Raw genomic sequence first — 17952 nt, forward strand, 5'->3', positions numbered from 1 at the left:
TACCGCGACCCGTCAGGCCAGACGCGTGACCTCGACCTCGACGCTCATGTCAGCGGTCGAGGCGCCGGAGTAGATGCCGCGCAGCGGCGGCACGTCGTCGTGGTCGCGACCCGCGCCGATCGAGACGTAGCGGTCGTCGGGAGCCGCGTCGCAGGTCGGGTCGTACGCCGTCCAGCCGTCGTCCCACCACTCGACCCAGGCGTGCGCCTCGGACGGGACCGTGGCGCCGACGGCCGGGTCGGCGTCGGGGTGGCGGTAGCCGGCGACGTACCGCGCGGGGATGCCGAGGGTGCGCAGGCCCCCGATCACCAGGTGCGCGAGGTCCTGGCAGACCCCGGCCCGCTGCTGCCAGGCCTCGGCCGCGTGGGACTGCACGTGCCGGGAGCGGGGGAGGTGCTCGACCTGGTCGTGGACCAGCGAGCACACCGCACGGGCAGCGTGGCCGGGCAGGTCGGCGTCGGCGGCCAGCTGCTTGACCCGGGTGGCGAAGTCGTGCGGCGGGGTGACCAGGTCGGGGAGCACGAGGTCCTCGGTCCAGCGGTCGGCGACCTCGCGGGTGGCCATGTCGGCCCAGGTCAGCGTCGGCTCCGAGGGAGCCTGGCGGTGGGCCTGGACGGTCGAGGTCGCCGCCACGACGAGCACCTCGTGCGGGTCGACGACCTCGAAGGCGGTGACGACGGCTCCGAAGTAGTCGCGGTACTCGTAGAACCACGGCTTGGGGGAGACCTCGACGCGGCTGTGCACCACGATCTGCTCGGGCGTCGTGACGGGGGTGAGTCGCGCCTGGTTGAACGACGCGGTGGCCTTGCCGTCGTAGGTGAAGGTCGTGGTGTGGTTGATCCGCAGCTGCATCAGTGGGTCACCCCGGTCCAGCTCATGGCCTCGGCCCCGGCGAAGTAGCGACGGGTCACGGCCTCGGTCGCCAGTGCGCAGGTGCGCTGCAGGCGCTCCATCTCGGTGGGTAGGTCGGTCATCAGCTCCGACAGCGAGCGGTACTCCAGCTCCGCGCGCATCCGGCCCAGCAGTCGCTGGGCCTCGTTCTGGAACCCGGCGCGGGGGTCGGAGGCCTCCAGGTTGACCAGGCACTGCTCGGCCCGGTTCAGCGAGAAGACCACCGATCGCGGGAAGAGCCGGTCGAGCATGAGGAACTCCGCCGCCCCGCGCTCGGTCTCGAGCCCGCGGTAGGTGCGCAGGAAGGCCTCGTGGGCGCCGCAGGCCCGCAGGGTGGTGGTCCACGGGGCGTCGCTGCCCGCGCTGAGCGAGGCCGTGGCCAGTAGGCGCGAGGTCATGTCGGCCCGCTCCACGCAGCGACCCAGCATCAGGAAGTGCCAGCCCTCGTCGCGGGTCATGGTGGCGTCGGCGGTGCCGTTGACGAAGGCGGCCCGCTCCCGGACCCACTGGAAGACCCCGGGGGTGCGCATCGCGTGGAAGTGACCCGAGGGGATCGCGCGGTAGGTGGTGTTGATCGCCTCCCACATCGGCACCGACAGGGTCTCGCGGGCCCGTCTGGCCGACTCGCGGGCCCCGGCGAGGGCGGCGGCGATCGAGGTCGGGTGCCCGGTGCCGTAGCAGAGCCGGTCGAGGACGAAGGAGACGTCGACGTGGTCGGGCAGCGGCTCGTCGTCGGGCTCGATGCCCATGATCGAGAGCAGCCCGCGGCAGGTGGTGTCCTCGTCGATCGTGGCGTCCTCGAGCAGCAGCTGGGTCTGCACGTCGAGGATGCGTGCGGTGTCCTCGGCACGCTCGACGTAGCGGCCGATCCAGAACATCGACTCCGCGATCCGGCTCAGCACGGGCGCGCTCCTCTCTGGTCGCGGGCCTGTTGCTGTTGTTGCTGTTGCTGCTGCTGGGCCGGCTCGGGGCCGTCGACCAGGTCGGGCAGCTGGCTGGGGGCCGGGCCCGGGTCGCGGACCTCGGGCTCGGTGGGCTCGGGCTCGGTGGGCTCGGGTTCCGGCTCCGGCTCGGGCTCGGGCTCGGGTGGGAGCCCCTCGAGGCTGGGCGGCCCGGCGAGCACCCAGGTGTCCTTGGAGCCGCCGCCGCGCGAGGAGTTCACGATCAGCTCGCCCTTGGCCAGCGCGACCCGGGTCAGGCCGCCGGGGAGCACCCAGACCCGGTTGCCGTCGTTGACCGCGAAGGGGCGCAGGTCGACGTGGCGGGGGCCGAGCTCGCCGTCGACGAAGGTCGGGACCGTGGACAGCTGCACGACCGGCTGGGCGATCCACGCCCGCGGGTCGGCCAGCACCTTCCCGCGCAGCTCGTCGAGCTCGGCCCGCGACGCGCGCGGGCCGATCACGATGCCCTTGCCGCCCGAGCCGTCGACCGGCTTGAGCACCAGCTCGTCGAGCCGGTCCAGGACCTCCTCACGGGCCTCGGCGTCACCGCAGCGCCAGGTGTCGACGTTGCGCAGCACCGGCTCCTCGTCGAGGTAGTAGCGGATCAGGTCGGGCAGGTAGGTGTAGACGAGCTTGTCGTCGGCCACCCCGTTGCCGACCGCGTTGGCCAGGGTCACGTTGCCCGCCCGGGCCGCGTCGATCATGCCGGGGCAGCCGAGCATCGAGTCGGCGCGGAAGTGCACCGGGTCGAGGAACTCGTCGTCGACGCGGCGGTAGATCACGTGCACCGGCTCCAGGCCCTTGGTGGTGCGCATCATCACGCGGCCGCGCCGGCACTCCAGGTCGCGCCCCTCGACCAGCTCCACGCCCATCGTGCGGGCCAGCAGGGCGTGCTCGAAGTAGGCGCCGTTGTAGACGCCCGGCGTCAGCACCACCACGGTCGGGTCGGTGACACCGGCCGGGGCGGCGGCGCGCAGCGCGGCGAGCAGCCGCTGCGGGTAGCCGGCGACGGGCCGGATGCGGTGCTGGGCGATGGTCTCGGGCAGGGCGGCGGAGATCGCGCGCCGGTTGGTCATCACGTAGGAGACCCCCGACGGCACCCGCACGTTGTCCTCGAGGACGCGGAACTCGCCGGCGTTGTCGCGGATCAGGTCGATGCCGGAGACGTGGACCCGGACGCCGTTCGGCGGCCGCACCCCGGCGGCCTCGCGGTGGTAGTGCGACGACGTCGTGATCACCCGGCGGGGGATGACGCCGTCGTCGAAGACCTGGCCCGCGTCGTACACGTCGGCGAGGAAGGCCTCCAGCGTGCGCACCCGCTGCTGGACGCCGCGCTCGATGGTGGTCCAGGTGTCCATCTCGATCACCCGCGGCAGGATGTCGAGCGGGAAGGCCCGCTCCTCGCCGCCGATGTCGAAGGTGACGCCCTGGTCGAGGTAGGAGGCCTGCAGCGCCTCCACCCGACTGACCAGCTCCGGAGTGCTCATCTCGCGCAGCGAGTGACGCAGTCGGCGGTACGGCGGTCGGAGCGCCTGCCCGTCGAACATCTCGTCGTACGCCGCGCCGCTCGACCCGTATCCCTCGAACATGGCCGTCATGCCCGGACCATACCCAGGTCCGAGTTACGCGAACGTTGCGTCAGGGGTGAGTCAGGACCTCGGCGCCGTCCGCGGTGACCAGCAGCGTGTGCTCGAACTGCGCCGAGGGACGACGGTCCCTGGTGACGGCCGTCCACCCGTCGTCCCACATCTCCCACTCGTGGGTGCCGAGGTTGAGCATCGGCTCGATCGTGAAGGTCATGCCGACCTCGATCAGGTCGTCGTAGTCGGGGTCGTCGTAGTGCGGCACGACCAGGCCGGAGTGGAAGTGGGTGCCGATGCCGTGCCCGGTGAACTCGCGGACGACGCCGTACCCGTGACGCTTGGCGAACGCCTCGATGACCCGGCCGACGACGTTGATGCGGCGACCCGGCTTGACCGCCCGGATGCCGCGGTCCAGCGCCTCGCGGGTGTGCTCGACCAGGGCGCGCGTCTGCGGGGCGACGTCGCCGGCCAGGAAGGTGGCGTTGGTGTCGCCGTGCACGCCGTCGAGGTAGGCGGTGATGTCGATGTTGACGATGTCGCCGTCCTGCACGACCCGGCTGTCGGGGATGCCGTGGCACACGACCTCGTTGACGCTGCTGCACAGCGACTTCGGGAAGCCGCGGTAGCCCAGCGTGGAGGGGTAGGCGCCGTGGTCGCAGAGGAACTCGTGGCCGATGCGGTCCAGCTCGTCGGTCGTCACGCCCGGTACGACGTGGCGGCCGACCTCCTCGCGGGCCCGCGCGGCGAGGCGGCACGCGGCGCGCATCCGCTCGATGGTCTCGGCGTCCTTGACCTCCGAGCCCTCGAAGCGCGCGGGCGCCGGCTTGTCGACGTACTCCGGGCGCACGATGTGCGCGGGGACGGGGCGCCGGGGGGAGACGGCGGCGGGCTGCACGGTCGCGGTGGTCACGTCCGACGAGTCTAGGCCGCGGGCGGTACGGTCGCCCCATGGCCGACGGAGGCAAGCCCGACCAGTTCTGGTACTGCGTGAAGCACCAGCGCGTGGAGACCGTGGACGACCTGTGCCCGGCCAAGCACCGGCTGGGTCCCTACGACTCCCGCGAGGAGGCCGCGCGCGCCCTCGAGATCGCCGAGGAGCGCAACGAGCAGTGGGACTCCGCCGAGGACGACTGGGACGCCGTCGAGGAGGACTGAGGCGTCCGTGGCGTTCTTCACCCGCACACGCCGCTACCGCCGCTCGGACGTCTCGCCGTGGCCGTTCGTCGGCCTGGTGGGCCTCGCGGCCTGCTTCTTCCTGTACGCCGCCTCGGGCCCGTTCACGCCGTGGTGGGCGCAGACGCTGCTGCTGCTCCTCTGGCTGGTCGCCACGGTGCGCGCGGTCGGCTGGTGGTCCGAGCGCCCGACGTGGGTGGCCTGGGCGCCCGTCGTGTGCCTGGTGGTGTGGTTCGTGGTGATCTGGGCCGGCGCCGCGTGGTGGGGCTGGTGACCGGCTAGCTGCCCTCGCCCGGCTCCGGCTGCCCGGCCTCGAGCCGGACGCGGGTGATGCGGTGCCCGTCGACCTCGGTGACCAGCAGGGCGTGCTCGTCGTCGACCTCGACCCGGTCACCCACCGCGGCGACGCGGCCGAGCCGGTGCAGGACGAAGCCGGCCGCCGTCTCGTAGGGGCCGTCCTCGAGCGCCACGCCGGTGGCCTCGGCGAACTCCTCGATCGTGAGGCCCGCGGCGATGCCGGCGGACTCCGCGGCTTCGGGCGGGTCGTACTCGTCCTCGATCTCGCCGACGAGCTCCTCCACGAGGTCCTCGAGGGTCACGATCCCGTCGGTGCCGCCGTACTCGTCGACGACGACGGCGATGTGGGTGCGGGCGCGCCGCATCGCGGTGAGCGTCGGCAGCACCCGGTTGGTCCGCGGCAGGAAGACGATCGGGCGGGCCAGGTCGGCCACCGGGGTCGCCGGGTCGACCTCCAGCAGGTCGCGGACGTGGAGGAACCCGAGCACGTCGTCGGCACCTTCGCCGACCACCGGGTAGCGGGAGTAGGGGCTGGTGCGGACCTGCTCGACGACGTCGGCCACCCGCGCCCGCCCGGGCAGGGTCAGGACGTCGGCGCGCGGGCGCATGACCTCGCGCAGGCTGCGGTCGCCGGCGTCGAAGACGTCGGTGAGGATGGCGCGCTCGGAGTCCCCGAGGCCCTCGTGCTGGTCGACGAGGTAGCGCAGCTCCTCGTCGGTCATGTCCTCCGACGTCGCGTGGGGGTCACCGCCGAGCAGGCGGACCACGGCGTTGGTGGAGACCGAGAGGAACCACACGACCGGCCGCATCAGCGTCGCGAAGCGGTCCAGCGGTGGACCCACCAGGAGCGCCATGCCCGCGGAGCGCTGCAGGGCGATCCGCTTGGGCACCAGCTCCCCGAGCACCAGCGAGAGGTAGGCGATCAGCAGCGTCAGCAGCACCAGCGCCAGGGTGTCGGCCAGGTCGTCGGCGAGGCCGAGCCGCGCCAGGAGCGGGGCGACGTCCGGGGCGAGCGTGGAGGCGCCGTACGCCGCGGAGAAGAAGCCGGCCACGGTGACGCCGATCTGCACGGCGGCCAGGAACCGGTTGGGGTCGCGGGCGACGGCGGCGACCCGCGCGCCGCGGCCCCCGCGCTTCTGGAGCTGGTCGAGCTGGCCCTCGCGCAGGGAGACCAGCGCGAGCTCGGTGCCGGCGAAGACGCCGCCGACGAGAACGAAGAGCAGGACCAGGCCGAGGTTGACCAGGGTCTGGATGTCCATCCGGGCGCTCGGGCCCCTTCCGTGCGAGGGGTGGGCCCTCAGGATGCCGGAACGGGCCAACCGTCGCCGCGCGGGGCGGGCGACGGCGACGGGTGCCGGGTCAGCGCGGGCTGACCCGGAGGATCTCGTCCTGCCCGTCGCCGTTGTCGGTGAGCACCAGCAGGTCGTGCTCCGGCCCGTCGACCACCTGTCGGATGCGGCCGTGCTGACGCAGCTCGTCGGGGGTGCGCACGCGCTTGAGCCGGCCCCGGTCGTCGAACTTCATGAACAGCACGCGCTGGTCCTTCAGGACCGCCACGGCCAGGGTGCCGCGCAGGGCGCCCCACTTCTTGCCGACGACGAAGGTCGCGCCACCGGGCGCCACCGTCGGGTCGCCGGAGGACCAGCGGGCCTCGCGCTGCCTGCCGGGCAGCGACTGGTCGGTCATCGGCACGGACTCGTCGTAGCCGGGCACCGGGTGCCAGCCGTAGTCACCGCCCTTGACCAGCTTGTTGACCTCGTCGTCGCGGTAGCTGCCGTGCTCGACCGACCACAGGGAGCCGTCGGCGCGCTGGGCGAGGCCCTGCACGTTGCGATGGCCGTAGGTGAGGACGTATCGCTGCTTCTTGGTGCTCGCCTCGACGAAGGGGTTCTTCGGCCACGGGTCGCCGGTGCGGCGGTCCAGGCGCAGCACCTTGCCGCCCAGCGAGGTGAGGTCGCGGGGGTTGCTGCCGACCGCGGCGTCGCCGGTGCCGACGAGCAGCGAGCCGTCGCGGGCGACCAGCAGGCGACAGCCGCCGTGGCGGCCGGAGGTCGCGGGCAGGCCCTTGAGCAGCACGCCGCGGCGCTTCGCCTTGGTGCCGCTCTCGTCGAGCCTCCACGAGACCACGCGCACGTCGTGCCCGCCGTCCTTGGTGGTGGCGCCCTGGCAGGTCCAGAAGCGGCCGTTGCGGCGTACCTTCGGGTCCACCGCGAGGCCCATCAGCCCGGTCTCCCCGGAGACCCAGACGGACTCCGAGGGGAAGTCCACGCGGCGTACGTCGCCGTCCTCCCAGATCGACACCGTGGCCCGGTCGCGCTCGGTGAGCAGCAGGCGTCCACCGCCGATGGGCTGGACGTCCCAGGGGTGGTCGAGACCGTCGGCGATCACCTCGACGTCGAGCCCTGGCACGGCCCGACCACCCTCCGGGCGACTGCCTGCGGTCGCGTCGGCGGTCCCCGGCTCGGAGGCCGTCGAGCACGCCGCGCCGGTCAGGGCCAGCGGCGCGAGCAGCGAGGCGAGGGGGAGCAGGATCGGTCGACGCAGGGCCCTCATGGCCCCACGGTAGGTCTGTTACCGAAACGTGGTGCTCACCTGCCCGAGGTGTGCACGCAACGTGGTCGGCGCGTGAACGGGGCCCGCGTAGCGTTCAGGTCACTGGACAGCGACACCGCAGCGGCACCGCCGCTGCACACCGACGGCGGGCCGGATGTGGGGACACCGGCTCGACGAACGGGGGGCAACGACGAGGCCGTCCGCCGCGCATGGGGGCGCAGGCGGACGGCCTCTCGTCGTGTCCCGGGGACTGCTCGGGACGGTGCGTCCTAGAAGGTGTGCTCGGGGCCGGGGAACGTCCCCGCCTTCACGTCCTCGGCGTAGGCGCGGGCGCCGTCGAGGAGCACCTGGTGGACGTCGGCGTACTGCTTGACGAAGCGAGCCATCCGTCCGGTCCTCAGGCCGAAGGCGTCCTGCCAGACCAGCACCTGACCGTCGCAGCCGTTGCCGGCGCCGATGCCGATGGTGGGGATGGTCAGCTCCCGGCTGATCTCGGCGGCGACGTCGCCGGGCACCATCTCCATGACGACGGCGAACGCGCCGGCCGCCTCGATCGCCTTGGCGTCGCGCTTGACCCGCTCGGCGGTGTCGCCGCGGCCCTGGACGCGGTAGCCGCCCAGCGCGTGCTCGGACTGCGGGGTGAAGCCGATGTGCGCCATCACCGGGATGCCGCCCTGGGTGAGCTTCTCGATGACCGGGACCATCTCGGCGCCGCCCTCGAGCTTCACGCAGTGGGCGCCGGCCTCCTTCATGAAGCGCACGGCGGTGAGGTAGGCCTGCTCCGGTGAGGCCTGGTAGGAGCCGAAGGGCAGGTCGCCGACCACCATCGCCCTGGTTGCCGCGCGGGCGACGGCGCGGGTCAGCGGCAGCAGCTCGTCGACGGTGATGGGCAGCGAGGTCTCGTTGCCGAGCACGTTGTTGGAGGCGGAGTCGCCGACGAGCAGCAGGTCGATGCCGGCCTCGTCGAAGGTCGCGGCGGTGAACATGTCGTACGCCGTGAGCATGGTGATCTTCTCGCCGCGCTCCTTCATCTCCCGGAGGTGATGGGTGCGGATCCGCTTGCGGGGCGCTGCCTGGGCCGCAGCCCCCGAGCCGTAGGGCGCGGTCTCTTCGTTGCTCATCCTCGAGCTCCTCGGTGTGACATCTCGAGGCTCCCTTGCTGGAGTCCCCGGACTGCCATCCAGGCTAGGCCCGCTGGTCGCTCACGGCACCTGTGGTGGTGGTCACGTGACAGACTTGTCGCGACTGGCGCCGCTGGGTGGGGCGGGCGCCGACGACGTGCGGTGAGGACGAGGGCTGATGGGGGAGCGCGCACGGCGGCGCCGCGCCGCCCGCGAGATGGCGCGCCGGATGGCCGAGCTCGACCGGCTGGACCGCGAGTACGGCCTCGGTGCCATGCCGACGTCCTCGAGCCGTCCCCGCCGCGAGCGCAAGCCCCACGGTCCGGTGCTCCCGGGGCTGCTGATCACCGCGCTGCTGCTGGCCGGCATCGTCGCCTGGTCGCCTGCGGAGAACATGGAGTCGTTGCGCCGTCTGGTCGGGATCGGTGACGAGCGGCTCGGTGTCCTGCCGGAGACCGAGTTCGGCCAGGGCAGCTTCTCGTTCCTCCAGCTGCAGCGCGGCGGGGACGAGCCGGTCGGCTACGACCCGTGCCGCGTCATCGAGGTCGTGGTCAACCCCGCGGGCGCGCCCGACGACTACGACGAGCTCGTCGACACCGGCCTGGCCCGTACCGGCGCCGCCACCGGCCTGGTCTTCGAGCGCGTCGGCCTCACCGACGACCGCGACGTCCTCGTCGGCCCCTTCGCCCGTCGCCGCCCGGTCCTCATCGCCTGGGCGCTGCCCGACGAGGTCCCCGAGCTCGCCGGCGACGTCGCCGGCATCGGCGGCAGCGTCGCCACCGGCGCTCCCGGCCGCCTGCGCTACGTCACCGGCCGCGTCGTGCTCGACCAGGAGCTGTTCGCCGGCTTCGGTCCCCGCGAGACCCCCTTCGCCCAGGCGATCGTCGACCACGAGCTCGCCCACGTCGTCGGGCTCGGCCACGTCGACGACCCCGGCGAGCTGATGTACGACGACAACCTCGGCCGCACCACTTACGGCCCGGGTGACCGCGAGGGGCTCGCGCGGTTGGGGGCCATCAGCTGCTGAGACTCGTCGCGAAAGGCGGACCGAAGCCGCCGGGACGCACGTTTCCGTGGCGTCGCCAGGCGGGCGGGCGCAGTGCGTCGCGTTGTTCGGTCCGTCCTCTGACGCCGACGTACGGATCAGGCATCGCGCGCCCTTGTCGGCCAGGCAGCGCACCCGACCTCAGCTGGTGCTGTCGAGGATCAGTCGGGTCGCCTCGTCCGGTGCGTCCCACTGTGGGAAGTGGCCGCACCGCTCGAACCAGTGCAGCACCGCGTCCGGAAACAGCTCCGTCGCACGTGCGGCCTGCCTCGGCACGGTCACCAGGTCACGGCGACCCCAGCCGATCGTGACCCGGCCGGGCACGGTGCCGGCCGGCGCACCCTGCTGCTTGGGCCCCTTGGTCAGGGCGTCCAAGGCCGCGCCGGTCGACGGGGACTCAGCCAGCCCGCGCACATCCGGCATCACTGTCTCGCGCGAGAGTGCCCAGGGCCGCGCCGACAGCTGCGCCAACAACAGCGTCCTTCCCACGGGGTTGCCCAGCAGTGCCGGCAGCGCGCCTCGCAGCGTCCGGACCAGAGCGATCGATGGCCGAAGTGTGGCCCCGAAGACGGCGAGCTCGCGGTCGCTCCAGAAACCACCCGGGTCCAACGCCACGGTGTCGCCGCCGACGCCTCGCCGTGCGAGCTCGAGCACCATGCGGGCACCCATCGACTGACCGACCGTCGACACCCCGTCCAGACCCTGCTCGCGGATGAACTCTGCGACAGAGTCGGTCAGGGTGGCGATCGAGACCTCGCCCGTCAAAGGAGGCGACTCGCCGAAACCCGGCAGGTCGACAGCGATGACCTCACGGCACTCGGCCAGCGCGTCGATGATCGGGGACCAGGATCGCCAACCAGCGCCCAGACCGTGCACGAGCAACAACGGCCTGCCGCTTCCGCGGCGCACATGCTCCAACGTCATTCCTTCGACGCTAGCCCGCGCGGAAAGCCGTGCATCGTCACCGCAGGCCGATCCACCAGGACACACACGAGTCCACACCTCCACCGCTGCTGGATCGGACGTTGGAAGACGACTGGTGCTGAGCGCCCTGACTTGCCGGTCCATGCAGACCGGGCTGCATCGGCGGTTTGGCCCGCGCCGACAGCGGCGCTAGGACGGGCCTCGGAGACTCGCGACGTGCAGCCGATCAGCCCGCAGGAGTCGTGGCGGGAAGCCCTCTGATCGCCCATGATCGCGGAGGGTTAGGTGCACCAGGTGCACCGAACCCTCCGCGTTGATGACCTGCGTCTACCTGGGCGGAGTGACCCACCTCCACAGGGAGCGGCCGAGTGAATCAGGACTGTCGGTGGTCGCGGCTTCAATGGAGTCATGACCCCCAGCCCCTTGGTTGCGATGACCGACCTGAGCGAGGAGCAGATCCTGGCGCGGGCGTCGGTGTGTGCGCGGGGGATGCGGCGGGCGGGGGCTGAGCTGTTGGTGCTGGCCTATGAGTGGGCGGTGGCCCATCCTGTCGACAAGTTGGACCCGGCGGAGGCGGGGAAGCCGGGGCGGGAGCGGGCCACGGTCCTGGGTGGGCCGGGGACGCCGGAGGTCACCGAGTTCGCAGCCGCCGAGTTCGGGGCGCGGATCGAGCGGACCTCCCACCACGGCCGCAAGCTGATGGCCGCCGCCCTCGACCTCAAGCTCCGCCTCCCGGTGCTGTGGGGGAGGGTGCAGGCCCTGGAGGTGCGTGACTCCTACGCGATCCACGTCGCCGAGCGCACCCGCGACCTCAGCGCTGATGAGGCGGCCTGGGTCGACCAGGAGGTCGCCGAAGCCGCCGACGGCCGGATCCCGTGGACCCACTTCGAGACCCTCGTGACCGGCAAGGTCGCCGCCGCCGCACCAGCCCGGGCGAAGGAGAAGGAGGAGCGGGCCGCGGCCGCCACCTACGCCCGCGTGCTCCGCCCTCGCGCGGGGGACGAGACCCACGGGATGGGGACCTTCGTGGTCCGTGGCCCGTTGCCGGTCATCGAGGCCCTCGACGCCGCGGTCACGACGCTGGCGCACCGGCTGCAGGAGCACCTGCCCGAGCCGACCGGCCCCGACGACGACAGCCCGTCCATCGACCAGCTGAGGGTGCAGGCGATCGCGTTGCTCGCGTCCCCGACGGTCATCGACCAGGCACCGGCCGACGGCGAGGTCGACCTGCGGGACCTGCTGCCCGCCGTGGAGCTGACCGTGCACCTCTACGGCGGAGCCCGTGAGGTCTCACCCGAGCACGGCGAGCTCGACCGGGTCGCCCGCGTCGACGGCTGGGGCCCGGTCACGGAGTCCTGGCTGCGCGACGTGCTGGGTCGCTACGCCCGCTTCGTGGTGCGCCCCGTGCTCGATCTGGAGGGCCTGGCGCCCGTGGAGGCCTACGAGATCCCCCAGCGACACCGCCGCGCGGTCCAGCAGATCTCCCCGACCGAGGCGTTCCCCTGGGGCACCACCCGCAGCACCGGGCCGACCATCCAGCTCGACCACGTCGTGCCCTGGGACCCGCACGGGCCACCCGACCAGACCGGCACCCACAACCTCAGCCCACTCTCCACGCTCCACCACCGACTCAAGACCCACGGCGCGTGGCAGAGCGCGATGCCCTGGCCCGGCGTCCACCTGTGGCGCGACCCCCACGGCCAGGTCTACCTCCACGACACCAGCGGCACGAGGGGTCTCGACAAGCTCGACCAACATGGAGCGCTCGACAACCGCGACAACCGCCGGGCCGACAGCCCCTACACCGCTGTCGTCCAGTGGTACGAGACCGGCCCGATCCCGGTGCCCGACCTCCCCACGACCTGGAGCGCCGCGTAGGTCTCTCGGAGTCGGCGGTGGCCGAGCCTGTGACGCGGTACGTTGCCGGCGGGCACGGCCCCATCCCCCGACAGGAGCGCTCATGAGCAAGACCTACACCCGCCAGTCGACCGTGCAGGAGCTCGCCGCGACGGTGCCTGGCCGCGCCTTCAAGGCGATGATCGTGCGCCAGCTGCCGAAGACCGAGACCGAGGAGGAGCGTCAAGCCCTCGAGGACATGACCGTCGCCCTCCCGATGGAGACGCTGGTCGAGCTGTCCGAGGGCAAGCTCACCTGGGGCATCGCCGACTCGGTCATCGACCTCGCCAACGGCAAGCCGCACCGCCTCGTCCCGCGGGGCGTCGGCGCCGGCAAGGGCGCCCTGCAGAAGGTCACCCGAGCGATCCGCCGCTGAGCCCGCCTAGGACCCCGACGCCACGTCGGCGGCGGCCTCCAGGTCGGCCACCACGATCCGACGCATCTGCAGCATCGCCGCCTGGGCGGCCTGGGCACGCGCGGGGTCCGGGTCCGACAACAGCTCGAAGAGCCGGGTCGGCACCACCTGCCACGACAGCCCGAACCGGTCCTTCAACCACCCGCACATCGACTCCTCGCCGCCGTCGGCCAGCAGGCCGTCCCAGTAGTGGTCCACCTCCGCCTGGTCGGTGCACGAGATCGCGAACGACACCGCCTCGGTGAACCGGAACATCGGCCCGCCGTTGATCGCACGGAAGGCCATCCCGTCGAGGGTGAACTCACCGGCCATGACCGTGCCCGGCTCACCCGGGCCGGCCTCGCCGTACCGCGAGAGGTGCCCGATCGAGGAGTTCGGGAACAGCGCCGTGTAGAAGTGCGCAGCCTCCTCCAGCTGGTCGTCGAACCACAGGCACGGAGTGATGGAGGAGGTGATGGAGGAGGGTGTGGAGCCGCTGGTGATCGTCATGCCAGGACAGACCGACGCCGGGGCCCGGACTCATCGCCGGGCGGGCAGGGCTCAGTCCGGGTAGCCGTCGGGGTTCTGCGACTGCCAGCGCCAGGTGTCGGCGCACATCTCCTCGACGCTCTTGTGCGTGCGCCAGCCCAGCTCCTCGTTGGCCTTCGACGGGTCGGCGTACGACGACGCCACGTCGCCCGCGCGTCGCCCGACGACCTCGTGGGGAAGCTCGCGGCCCACCGCCTTCTCGAAGGCGCGCAGCAGCTCCAGCACGCTGGTGCCGCGGCCCGAGCCGAGGTTCCAGGTGTTCACCGGCTCGGAGGTGGTGCCCAGCTTCTCCAGCGCGGCGACGTGGCCGGCAGCGAGGTCGACCACGTGGATGTAGTCGCGCACGCCGGTGCCGTCGGGGGTGTCGTAGTCGTCGCCGAAGACCTGCAGCTTCTCCCGGCGCCCGACAGCGACCTGGGCGATGTAGGGCATCAGGTTGTTGGGGATGTCGCTGGGGTCCTCGCCGATGGTGCCCGACACGTGCGCGCCGACGGGGTTGAAGTAGCGCAGCAGCGCGATCCGCATCGACGGGTCCGCGACCGCGACGTCGCGCAGGATCTGCTCCTGCATCACCTTGGTCCAGCCGTAGGGGTTGGTGGCGAAGGTGGGGCGGTCCTCGGTGGCGCCGGCCTGGTCGGTGCCGTAGACGGTCGCGCTGGAGGAGAACACGAGCTTGTCCACGTCGTGCCTCTGCATCGCGCGCACGAGCGAGAACGTCGAGCCCAGGTTGTTCTCGTAGTAGTCCAACGGCTTCTGCACGCTCTCGCCGACCGCCTTGTAGCCGGCGAAGTGGATGACCGCGTCGATCTCCTCGATGTCGAAGAGGTGCGCGGTCTTGTCCACGTCGGTCAGGTCGAAGGCGTGCACCGGGATGTGCCGTCCCGTCAGCGCCTCGAGCCGACCCACGACCGTCGGCTTGGCGTTGGAGAAGTCGTCGACCACCACGACGTCGTGACCGGCCTCGACCAGCGCGACGACCGTGTGGGACCCGATGTAGCCGGCACCGCCGGAGACGAGGACTCGCATGGGCCAGACGCTAGCCCAGGGTGAGCCGCGCTCCGGCACGACACCGGTCTGACACAGTGGCCCCGTGGACTTCTTCAACGCCTACGACCAGGGGTTCGCCCGTGTCGCGGCGTGCACGGCACCGGTGGCCGTGGCCGACCCCGCGACGAACGTCCGGACCGTGCTCGAGCAGGCTCGCGCCTGCCACGAGGACGGTGTCGCGGTGGCGGTCTTCCCCGAGCTGTGCCTGTCCGGCTACGCCATCGACGACCTGCTGCTGCAGGACACCCTGCTCGACGCCGTCCGGGACGCGGTGACGACGCTCGTGGAGGGCAGCCGCGACCTGCTGCCGATACTCGTGGTCGGCGCGCCGCTGGAGGTCGGCAACCGGGTCCTCAACTGCGCCCTGGTCGTGCACCGCGGCCGGGTCCTGGGCGTCGCCCCGAAGTCCTACCTGCCGACCTACCGCGAGTTCTACGAGCGCCGTCACTTCGCCCCCGGCGACGACCGGCGCGGCGAGACCGTCACCCTCTCCGGCCAGCGGGTGCCCTTCGGCCCCGACCTGCTCTTCGACGTCACCGACGTCCCCGGCCTGGTGCTGCACGTCGAGGTCTGCGAGGACATGTGGGTACCGGTGCCGCCGAGCGCCGAGGCCGCCCTGGCCGGGGCCACCGTGCTGGCCAACCTCTCCGGCAGCCCGATCACCATCGCCCGCGCCGACGACCGCCGGCTGCTGGTGCGCAGCGCCAGCCAGCGCTGCTCGGCCGCCTACGTGTACGCCGCCGCCGGCCGCGGCGAGTCCTCCACCGACCTCTCGTGGGACGGCCAGACGATGGTCTACGAGGTCGGCGACCTGATGGCCGAGGGCGAGCGCTTCGCCGACGGTCCGGTGCGCACCGTGGTCGACGTCGACCTGGACCGGCTGCGCCAGGAGCGGCTGCGGCAGGGGACCTTCGACGACAACCGGCGTACCCACGAGGCCCGCACCCGGGACTTCCGCACCGTCGAGGTCGAGCTGGTGCCGCCCACCGGCGACCTGGGGCTGCGTCGCCACGTCGACCGCTTCCCGTTCGTCCCCGACGACCCGCAGCGCCTGGCCCAGGACTGCTACGAGGCCTACGAGATCCAGGTCTACGGCCTCGAGCGGCGCCTGGAGGCGATCGGGCAGGTCTCCGGCCACCAGCCGAAGGCCGTGATCGGGGTCAGCGGCGGGCTCGATTCCACCCACGCCCTGATCGTGGCCTGCCGCGCGATGGACCGGCTCGGCCGACCGCGCAGCGACGTGCACGCGTTCACCATGCCGGGCTACGCCACCGGCGACACCTCCAAGTCGCTCGCGGTGCGTCTCGGGGAGGCCCTCGGGGTCACCTTCGAGGAGATCGACATCCGCCCGGCCTGCGAGCAGATGCTGCGCGACCTCGACCACCCCTTCGCCGACGGCGAGCCGGTCTACGACGTCACCTTCGAGAACGTCCAGGCCGGCCTGCGCTACGACTACCTCTTCCGGCTGGCCAACCACCGCGGCGGCATCGTCGTCGGCACCGGGGACCTCTCCGAGCTCGCGCTGGGCTGGTGCACGTACGGCGTGGGCGACCAGATGTCGCACTACAACGTCAACGCGGGCGTCCCCAAGACCCTCGTGCAGCACCTCATCCGGTGGGTCGCCGACTCCGAGGAGGTCGACGAGCGCACCGGGGACCTGCTCCGCGAGGTCCTCGAGCAGGAGATCAGCCCCGAGCTGGTGCCGAGCGAGGACGACCGCCCGCAGGCCACCGAGGACTTCGTGGGCCCCTACGCCCTGCAGGACTTCACGCTGCACAAGGTGCTGAGGATGGGCTACCGCCCCCGCAAGATCGCCTTCATGGCCTGGCACGCCTGGCGCGACGCCGCGGCGGGGGAGTGGCCGGCGGGCCTCCCCGAGGACAAGCGGGTCGCCTACACCCTGCCGGAGGTACGCCGCTGGCTCGAGGTCTTCGTGCGCCGCTTCTTCGCCAGCCAGTTCAAGCGGTCCGCGCTCCCCAACGGCCCGAAGGTCAGTGCGGGCGGCACCATGTCGCCCCGTGGTGACTGGCGGATGCCCTCCGACGCGACCGCGGCGGCCTGGCTGCGCGACCTGGAGGAGCACGTCCCCGATGAGTGACCCGATGAGCCGGTGGGGCGACACACGCCGGTCACGAAGTGGTCCGGACCGGGGGTCGAGGTCGGCGTAACCCTGGTCTGTACCGGCGCGTTCTCCTCACATGCGCACCTCAACCCCCCGCTCCCGCACCGCCGTCCGCGCCGGCGCCCTCGTGGCCGCCGCGTCGATCGCCCTCGCCGCCGCGCCCGCCGTCGCCTCGACCCCGGACTCCTCGACGCTCGTCGCGCCGAAGGGCTCGGGGTCGGTGATCTCGGCGTGGGACGGGGCGTTCGACTACCCGGGCCTGGACGCCGCCTTCCTCGTCGGCGCCACCGACGAGCACACCCTCACGATCGAGGTCCCCGGCAAGAAGCCGGAGAAGTACTTCAAGACCCGCGTCGCCACCGTCCACATCGACCTCACGTGGGAGGGCGGCAGCAGCAACGACATGGACCTCTACGTCTTCGACGCCGACGGCAACGAGGTCGCCTCCTCGGCCGAGGCCGCCACGGAGGGGGAGTCGGTGACGATCCCGGTGACCGGCCCGGTCGTCTACACCGTCGAGGTCGACAACTGGCTCTCCGCGCCCGGCACCGCCTACTCGGCCACCGCCACGCTCACCGTCACCCAGGACCCCCTCGCTTGCGCCAAGAAGGGCAAGAAGGGCAAGAAGGGGAAGAAGGGCAAGAAGAAGGGCAAGGGCTGCTGAACCCAGCCCCCGACCGGGCCCGCAGGCGCGGTGCGACCGACGGTGCGACCGACGGTGCAACCGGCGGGCGCGCTGCGGCGTACTCCTCGCAACACCATCGACGAGGAGAAACCCCATGCGCACCATCCCTGCGGCCACGGCCCTGCTGAACGCCGCCCTGCTGACCACCGCCGTCCTGACGACGAGCACCCCCGTCCCGGCCACGGCCGGGGGCCCGGCCGACGGCACCACCCGTGTCGTGCTGCGGATGCCCGACTGCGAGGGCTGCACGGTCCAGGTGGTCAGCGCCCTGGCGACCGACGACCCCGACGAGCCCCGGCTGTGGGCCAGCCTGGAGAAGCGGGTGCGGGACGGCAAGGTCGCCTTCCCCGTCCCCTCGACCCGCACCGCCGGCATGCAGGTCCTCCTCGACGCGCCCTGGGAGGGTCACCTGGGCTACCGCACGACCGTGGTCCTGCGCTACGCCGGCCAGCAGCCGGGCGAGGAGATGACCGTCCGGGAGGCCCGGGACAGGAACCGGGCCAGCTCCTGCTTCGAGGGGACCTCCCGCGACCGGGTCGTGCTCCCGGTCCGGACCAGGCCGGTGCAGGTGCAGGGCGTGCACGAGCGGGTACGGGGCACGCTGGCCTTCGCCGCGCGGGCCGTGCCGTGGCTCTCCCCGATGGACCGTGCCGTCGACGGGGTCCTGGGCTCCCAGGACCTGCGCGTGTGCCGGTGAGTCCACCGCCGGGCGGACCGGGCGCTCCCACTAG

18 protein-coding genes are annotated in these 17952 nt (G+C 72.3%); 8 read left to right on the forward strand and 10 right to left on the reverse strand.

From position 1 onward, the window contains the following. Positions 1-12 precede the first annotated feature (12 nt). Genes BKA05_RS06650 through map form a run of 4 tightly spaced genes read right to left on the reverse strand, consistent with a single transcriptional unit; the run spans position 13 to position 4325 of the window. Positions 13-852: a transglutaminase family protein gene (locus BKA05_RS06650; protein WP_179530726.1), complete on the reverse strand. Its 840-nt coding sequence runs from the start codon at positions 850-852 to the stop codon at positions 13-15. Further along, positions 852-1793: an alpha-E domain-containing protein gene (locus tag BKA05_RS06655; protein WP_179530727.1), complete on the reverse strand. Its 942-nt coding sequence runs from the start codon at positions 1791-1793 to the stop codon at positions 852-854. Before BKA05_RS06655 ends, BKA05_RS06650 begins: the two co-directional genes overlap by 1 nt. Then, entirely contained in the window at positions 1787-3430 is a 1644-nt protein-coding gene (locus tag BKA05_RS06660) for a circularly permuted type 2 ATP-grasp protein (protein ID WP_179530728.1), read from the reverse strand. Before BKA05_RS06660 ends, BKA05_RS06655 begins: the two co-directional genes overlap by 7 nt. A 40-nt stretch (positions 3431-3470) precedes the next feature. Continuing rightward, positions 3471-4325 (reverse strand): type I methionyl aminopeptidase, encoded by an 855-nt coding sequence (gene map / locus BKA05_RS06665; RefSeq protein WP_179530729.1) that lies wholly within the window; start codon positions 4323-4325, stop codon positions 3471-3473. Between the two features lie 38 nt (positions 4326-4363). Here map and BKA05_RS06670 point away from each other — a divergent pair, with 38 nt between their 5' ends. After that, complete coding sequence (locus BKA05_RS06670; protein ID WP_179530730.1) at positions 4364-4570, forward strand: hypothetical protein; 207 nt, start codon at positions 4364-4366, stop codon at positions 4568-4570. Between the two features lie 7 nt (positions 4571-4577). After that, positions 4578-4862 (forward strand): hypothetical protein, encoded by a 285-nt coding sequence (locus tag BKA05_RS06675; protein WP_179530731.1) that lies wholly within the window; start codon positions 4578-4580, stop codon positions 4860-4862. A gap of 4 nt (positions 4863-4866) precedes the next feature. Here BKA05_RS06675 and BKA05_RS06680 read toward each other — a convergent pair whose 3' ends face one another. The 3 genes from BKA05_RS06680 to panB form a co-directional block, all read right to left on the reverse strand. Then, positions 4867-6144, reverse strand: a complete 1278-nt coding sequence (locus tag BKA05_RS06680; protein ID WP_179530732.1) for a hemolysin family protein — start codon at positions 6142-6144, stop codon at positions 4867-4869. 100 nt (positions 6145-6244) lie between these two features. Then, positions 6245-7438 carry a PQQ-dependent sugar dehydrogenase gene (locus tag BKA05_RS06685; RefSeq protein WP_179530733.1) on the reverse strand — a complete coding sequence of 398 codons (1194 nt, stop codon included), beginning with the start codon at positions 7436-7438 and terminating at the stop codon, positions 6245-6247. A 269-nt stretch (positions 7439-7707) separates the two neighbouring features. After that, positions 7708-8559, reverse strand: a complete 852-nt coding sequence (gene panB / locus BKA05_RS06690; protein ID WP_179530734.1) for a 3-methyl-2-oxobutanoate hydroxymethyltransferase — start codon at positions 8557-8559, stop codon at positions 7708-7710. A 178-nt stretch (positions 8560-8737) separates the two neighbouring features. Between panB and BKA05_RS06695 the strand changes: the two genes are divergently transcribed. Beyond that, entirely contained in the window at positions 8738-9586 is an 849-nt protein-coding gene (locus BKA05_RS06695; protein WP_179530735.1) for a zinc metalloprotease, read from the forward strand. 159 nt (positions 9587-9745) lie between these two features. Here BKA05_RS06695 and BKA05_RS06700 read toward each other — a convergent pair whose 3' ends face one another. Next, a complete protein-coding gene (locus BKA05_RS06700) occupies positions 9746-10528 on the reverse strand; it encodes an alpha/beta fold hydrolase (RefSeq protein ID WP_179530736.1) in 783 nt (260 codons plus the stop codon). A gap of 408 nt (positions 10529-10936) precedes the next feature. Here BKA05_RS06700 and BKA05_RS06705 point away from each other — a divergent pair, with 408 nt between their 5' ends. Beyond that, positions 10937-12406 (forward strand): HNH endonuclease signature motif containing protein, encoded by a 1470-nt coding sequence (locus BKA05_RS06705; RefSeq protein ID WP_179530737.1) that lies wholly within the window; start codon positions 10937-10939, stop codon positions 12404-12406. 82 nt (positions 12407-12488) lie between these two features. Further along, positions 12489-12800 (forward strand): hypothetical protein, encoded by a 312-nt coding sequence (locus BKA05_RS06710; protein WP_179530738.1) that lies wholly within the window; start codon positions 12489-12491, stop codon positions 12798-12800. A gap of 6 nt (positions 12801-12806) precedes the next feature. Here BKA05_RS06710 and BKA05_RS06715 read toward each other — a convergent pair whose 3' ends face one another. Together BKA05_RS06715 and galE are read right to left on the reverse strand one after the other, a co-directional pair. Next, positions 12807-13328: a VOC family protein gene (locus BKA05_RS06715; RefSeq protein ID WP_179530739.1), complete on the reverse strand. Its 522-nt coding sequence runs from the start codon at positions 13326-13328 to the stop codon at positions 12807-12809. Positions 13329-13379: 51 nt separating this feature from the next. Continuing rightward, positions 13380-14393, reverse strand: a complete 1014-nt coding sequence (gene galE / locus BKA05_RS06720) for a UDP-glucose 4-epimerase GalE (protein WP_179530740.1) — start codon at positions 14391-14393, stop codon at positions 13380-13382. A 64-nt stretch (positions 14394-14457) separates the two neighbouring features. Here galE and BKA05_RS06725 point away from each other — a divergent pair, with 64 nt between their 5' ends. The 3 genes from BKA05_RS06725 (at position 14458) to BKA05_RS06735 (ending at position 17918) form a co-directional block, all read left to right on the forward strand. After that, the gene (locus BKA05_RS06725) at positions 14458-16512 is read left to right on the forward strand and encodes an NAD(+) synthase (protein ID WP_179530741.1); all 2055 of its coding nucleotides are present in this window, start codon (positions 14458-14460) and stop codon (positions 16510-16512) included. Positions 16513-16612: 100 nt separating this feature from the next. Then, positions 16613-17200, forward strand: coding sequence for a PPC domain-containing protein (locus tag BKA05_RS06730; protein ID WP_179530742.1), 588 nt, complete (start codon positions 16613-16615; stop codon positions 17198-17200). A gap of 115 nt (positions 17201-17315) precedes the next feature. Then, entirely contained in the window at positions 17316-17918 is a 603-nt protein-coding gene (locus BKA05_RS06735) for a hypothetical protein (protein WP_179530743.1), read from the forward strand. Positions 17919-17952: the final 34 nt, after the last annotated feature.

The sequence above is a fragment of the Nocardioides marinus genome (assembly GCF_013408145.1).
Classification (GTDB): Bacteria; Actinomycetota; Actinomycetes; order Propionibacteriales; family Nocardioidaceae; genus Nocardioides; species Nocardioides marinus.

Excerpts from the sequence above, each read along its gene's own strand:
- BKA05_RS06660 (WP_179530728.1), bottom strand. The coding sequence starts at position 3,430 with ATGACGGCCATGTTCGAGGGATACGGGTCGAGCGGCGCGGCGTACGAC.
- BKA05_RS06650 (WP_179530726.1), bottom strand. The coding sequence starts at position 852 with ATGCAGCTGCGGATCAACCACACCACGACCTTCACCTACGACGGCAAG.
- BKA05_RS06700 (WP_179530736.1), bottom strand. The coding sequence starts at position 10,528 with ATGACGTTGGAGCATGTGCGCCGCGGAAGCGGCAGGCCGTTGTTGCTC.
- panB (WP_179530734.1), bottom strand. The coding sequence starts at position 8,559 with ATGAGCAACGAAGAGACCGCGCCCTACGGCTCGGGGGCTGCGGCCCAG.
- BKA05_RS06730 (WP_179530742.1), top strand. The coding sequence starts at position 16,613 with ATGCGCACCTCAACCCCCCGCTCCCGCACCGCCGTCCGCGCCGGCGCC.
- BKA05_RS06705 (WP_179530737.1), top strand. The coding sequence starts at position 10,937 with ATGACCCCCAGCCCCTTGGTTGCGATGACCGACCTGAGCGAGGAGCAG.
- BKA05_RS06715 (WP_179530739.1), bottom strand. The coding sequence starts at position 13,328 with ATGACGATCACCAGCGGCTCCACACCCTCCTCCATCACCTCCTCCATC.
- BKA05_RS06680 (WP_179530732.1), bottom strand. The coding sequence starts at position 6,144 with ATGGACATCCAGACCCTGGTCAACCTCGGCCTGGTCCTGCTCTTCGTT.
- BKA05_RS06685 (WP_179530733.1), bottom strand. The coding sequence starts at position 7,438 with ATGAGGGCCCTGCGTCGACCGATCCTGCTCCCCCTCGCCTCGCTGCTC.
- galE (WP_179530740.1), bottom strand. The coding sequence starts at position 14,393 with ATGCGAGTCCTCGTCTCCGGCGGTGCCGGCTACATCGGGTCCCACACG.
- BKA05_RS06735 (WP_179530743.1), top strand. The coding sequence starts at position 17,316 with ATGCGCACCATCCCTGCGGCCACGGCCCTGCTGAACGCCGCCCTGCTG.
- BKA05_RS06670 (WP_179530730.1), top strand. The coding sequence starts at position 4,364 with ATGGCCGACGGAGGCAAGCCCGACCAGTTCTGGTACTGCGTGAAGCAC.
- BKA05_RS06710 (WP_179530738.1), top strand. The coding sequence starts at position 12,489 with ATGAGCAAGACCTACACCCGCCAGTCGACCGTGCAGGAGCTCGCCGCG.
- BKA05_RS06695 (WP_179530735.1), top strand. The coding sequence starts at position 8,738 with ATGGGGGAGCGCGCACGGCGGCGCCGCGCCGCCCGCGAGATGGCGCGC.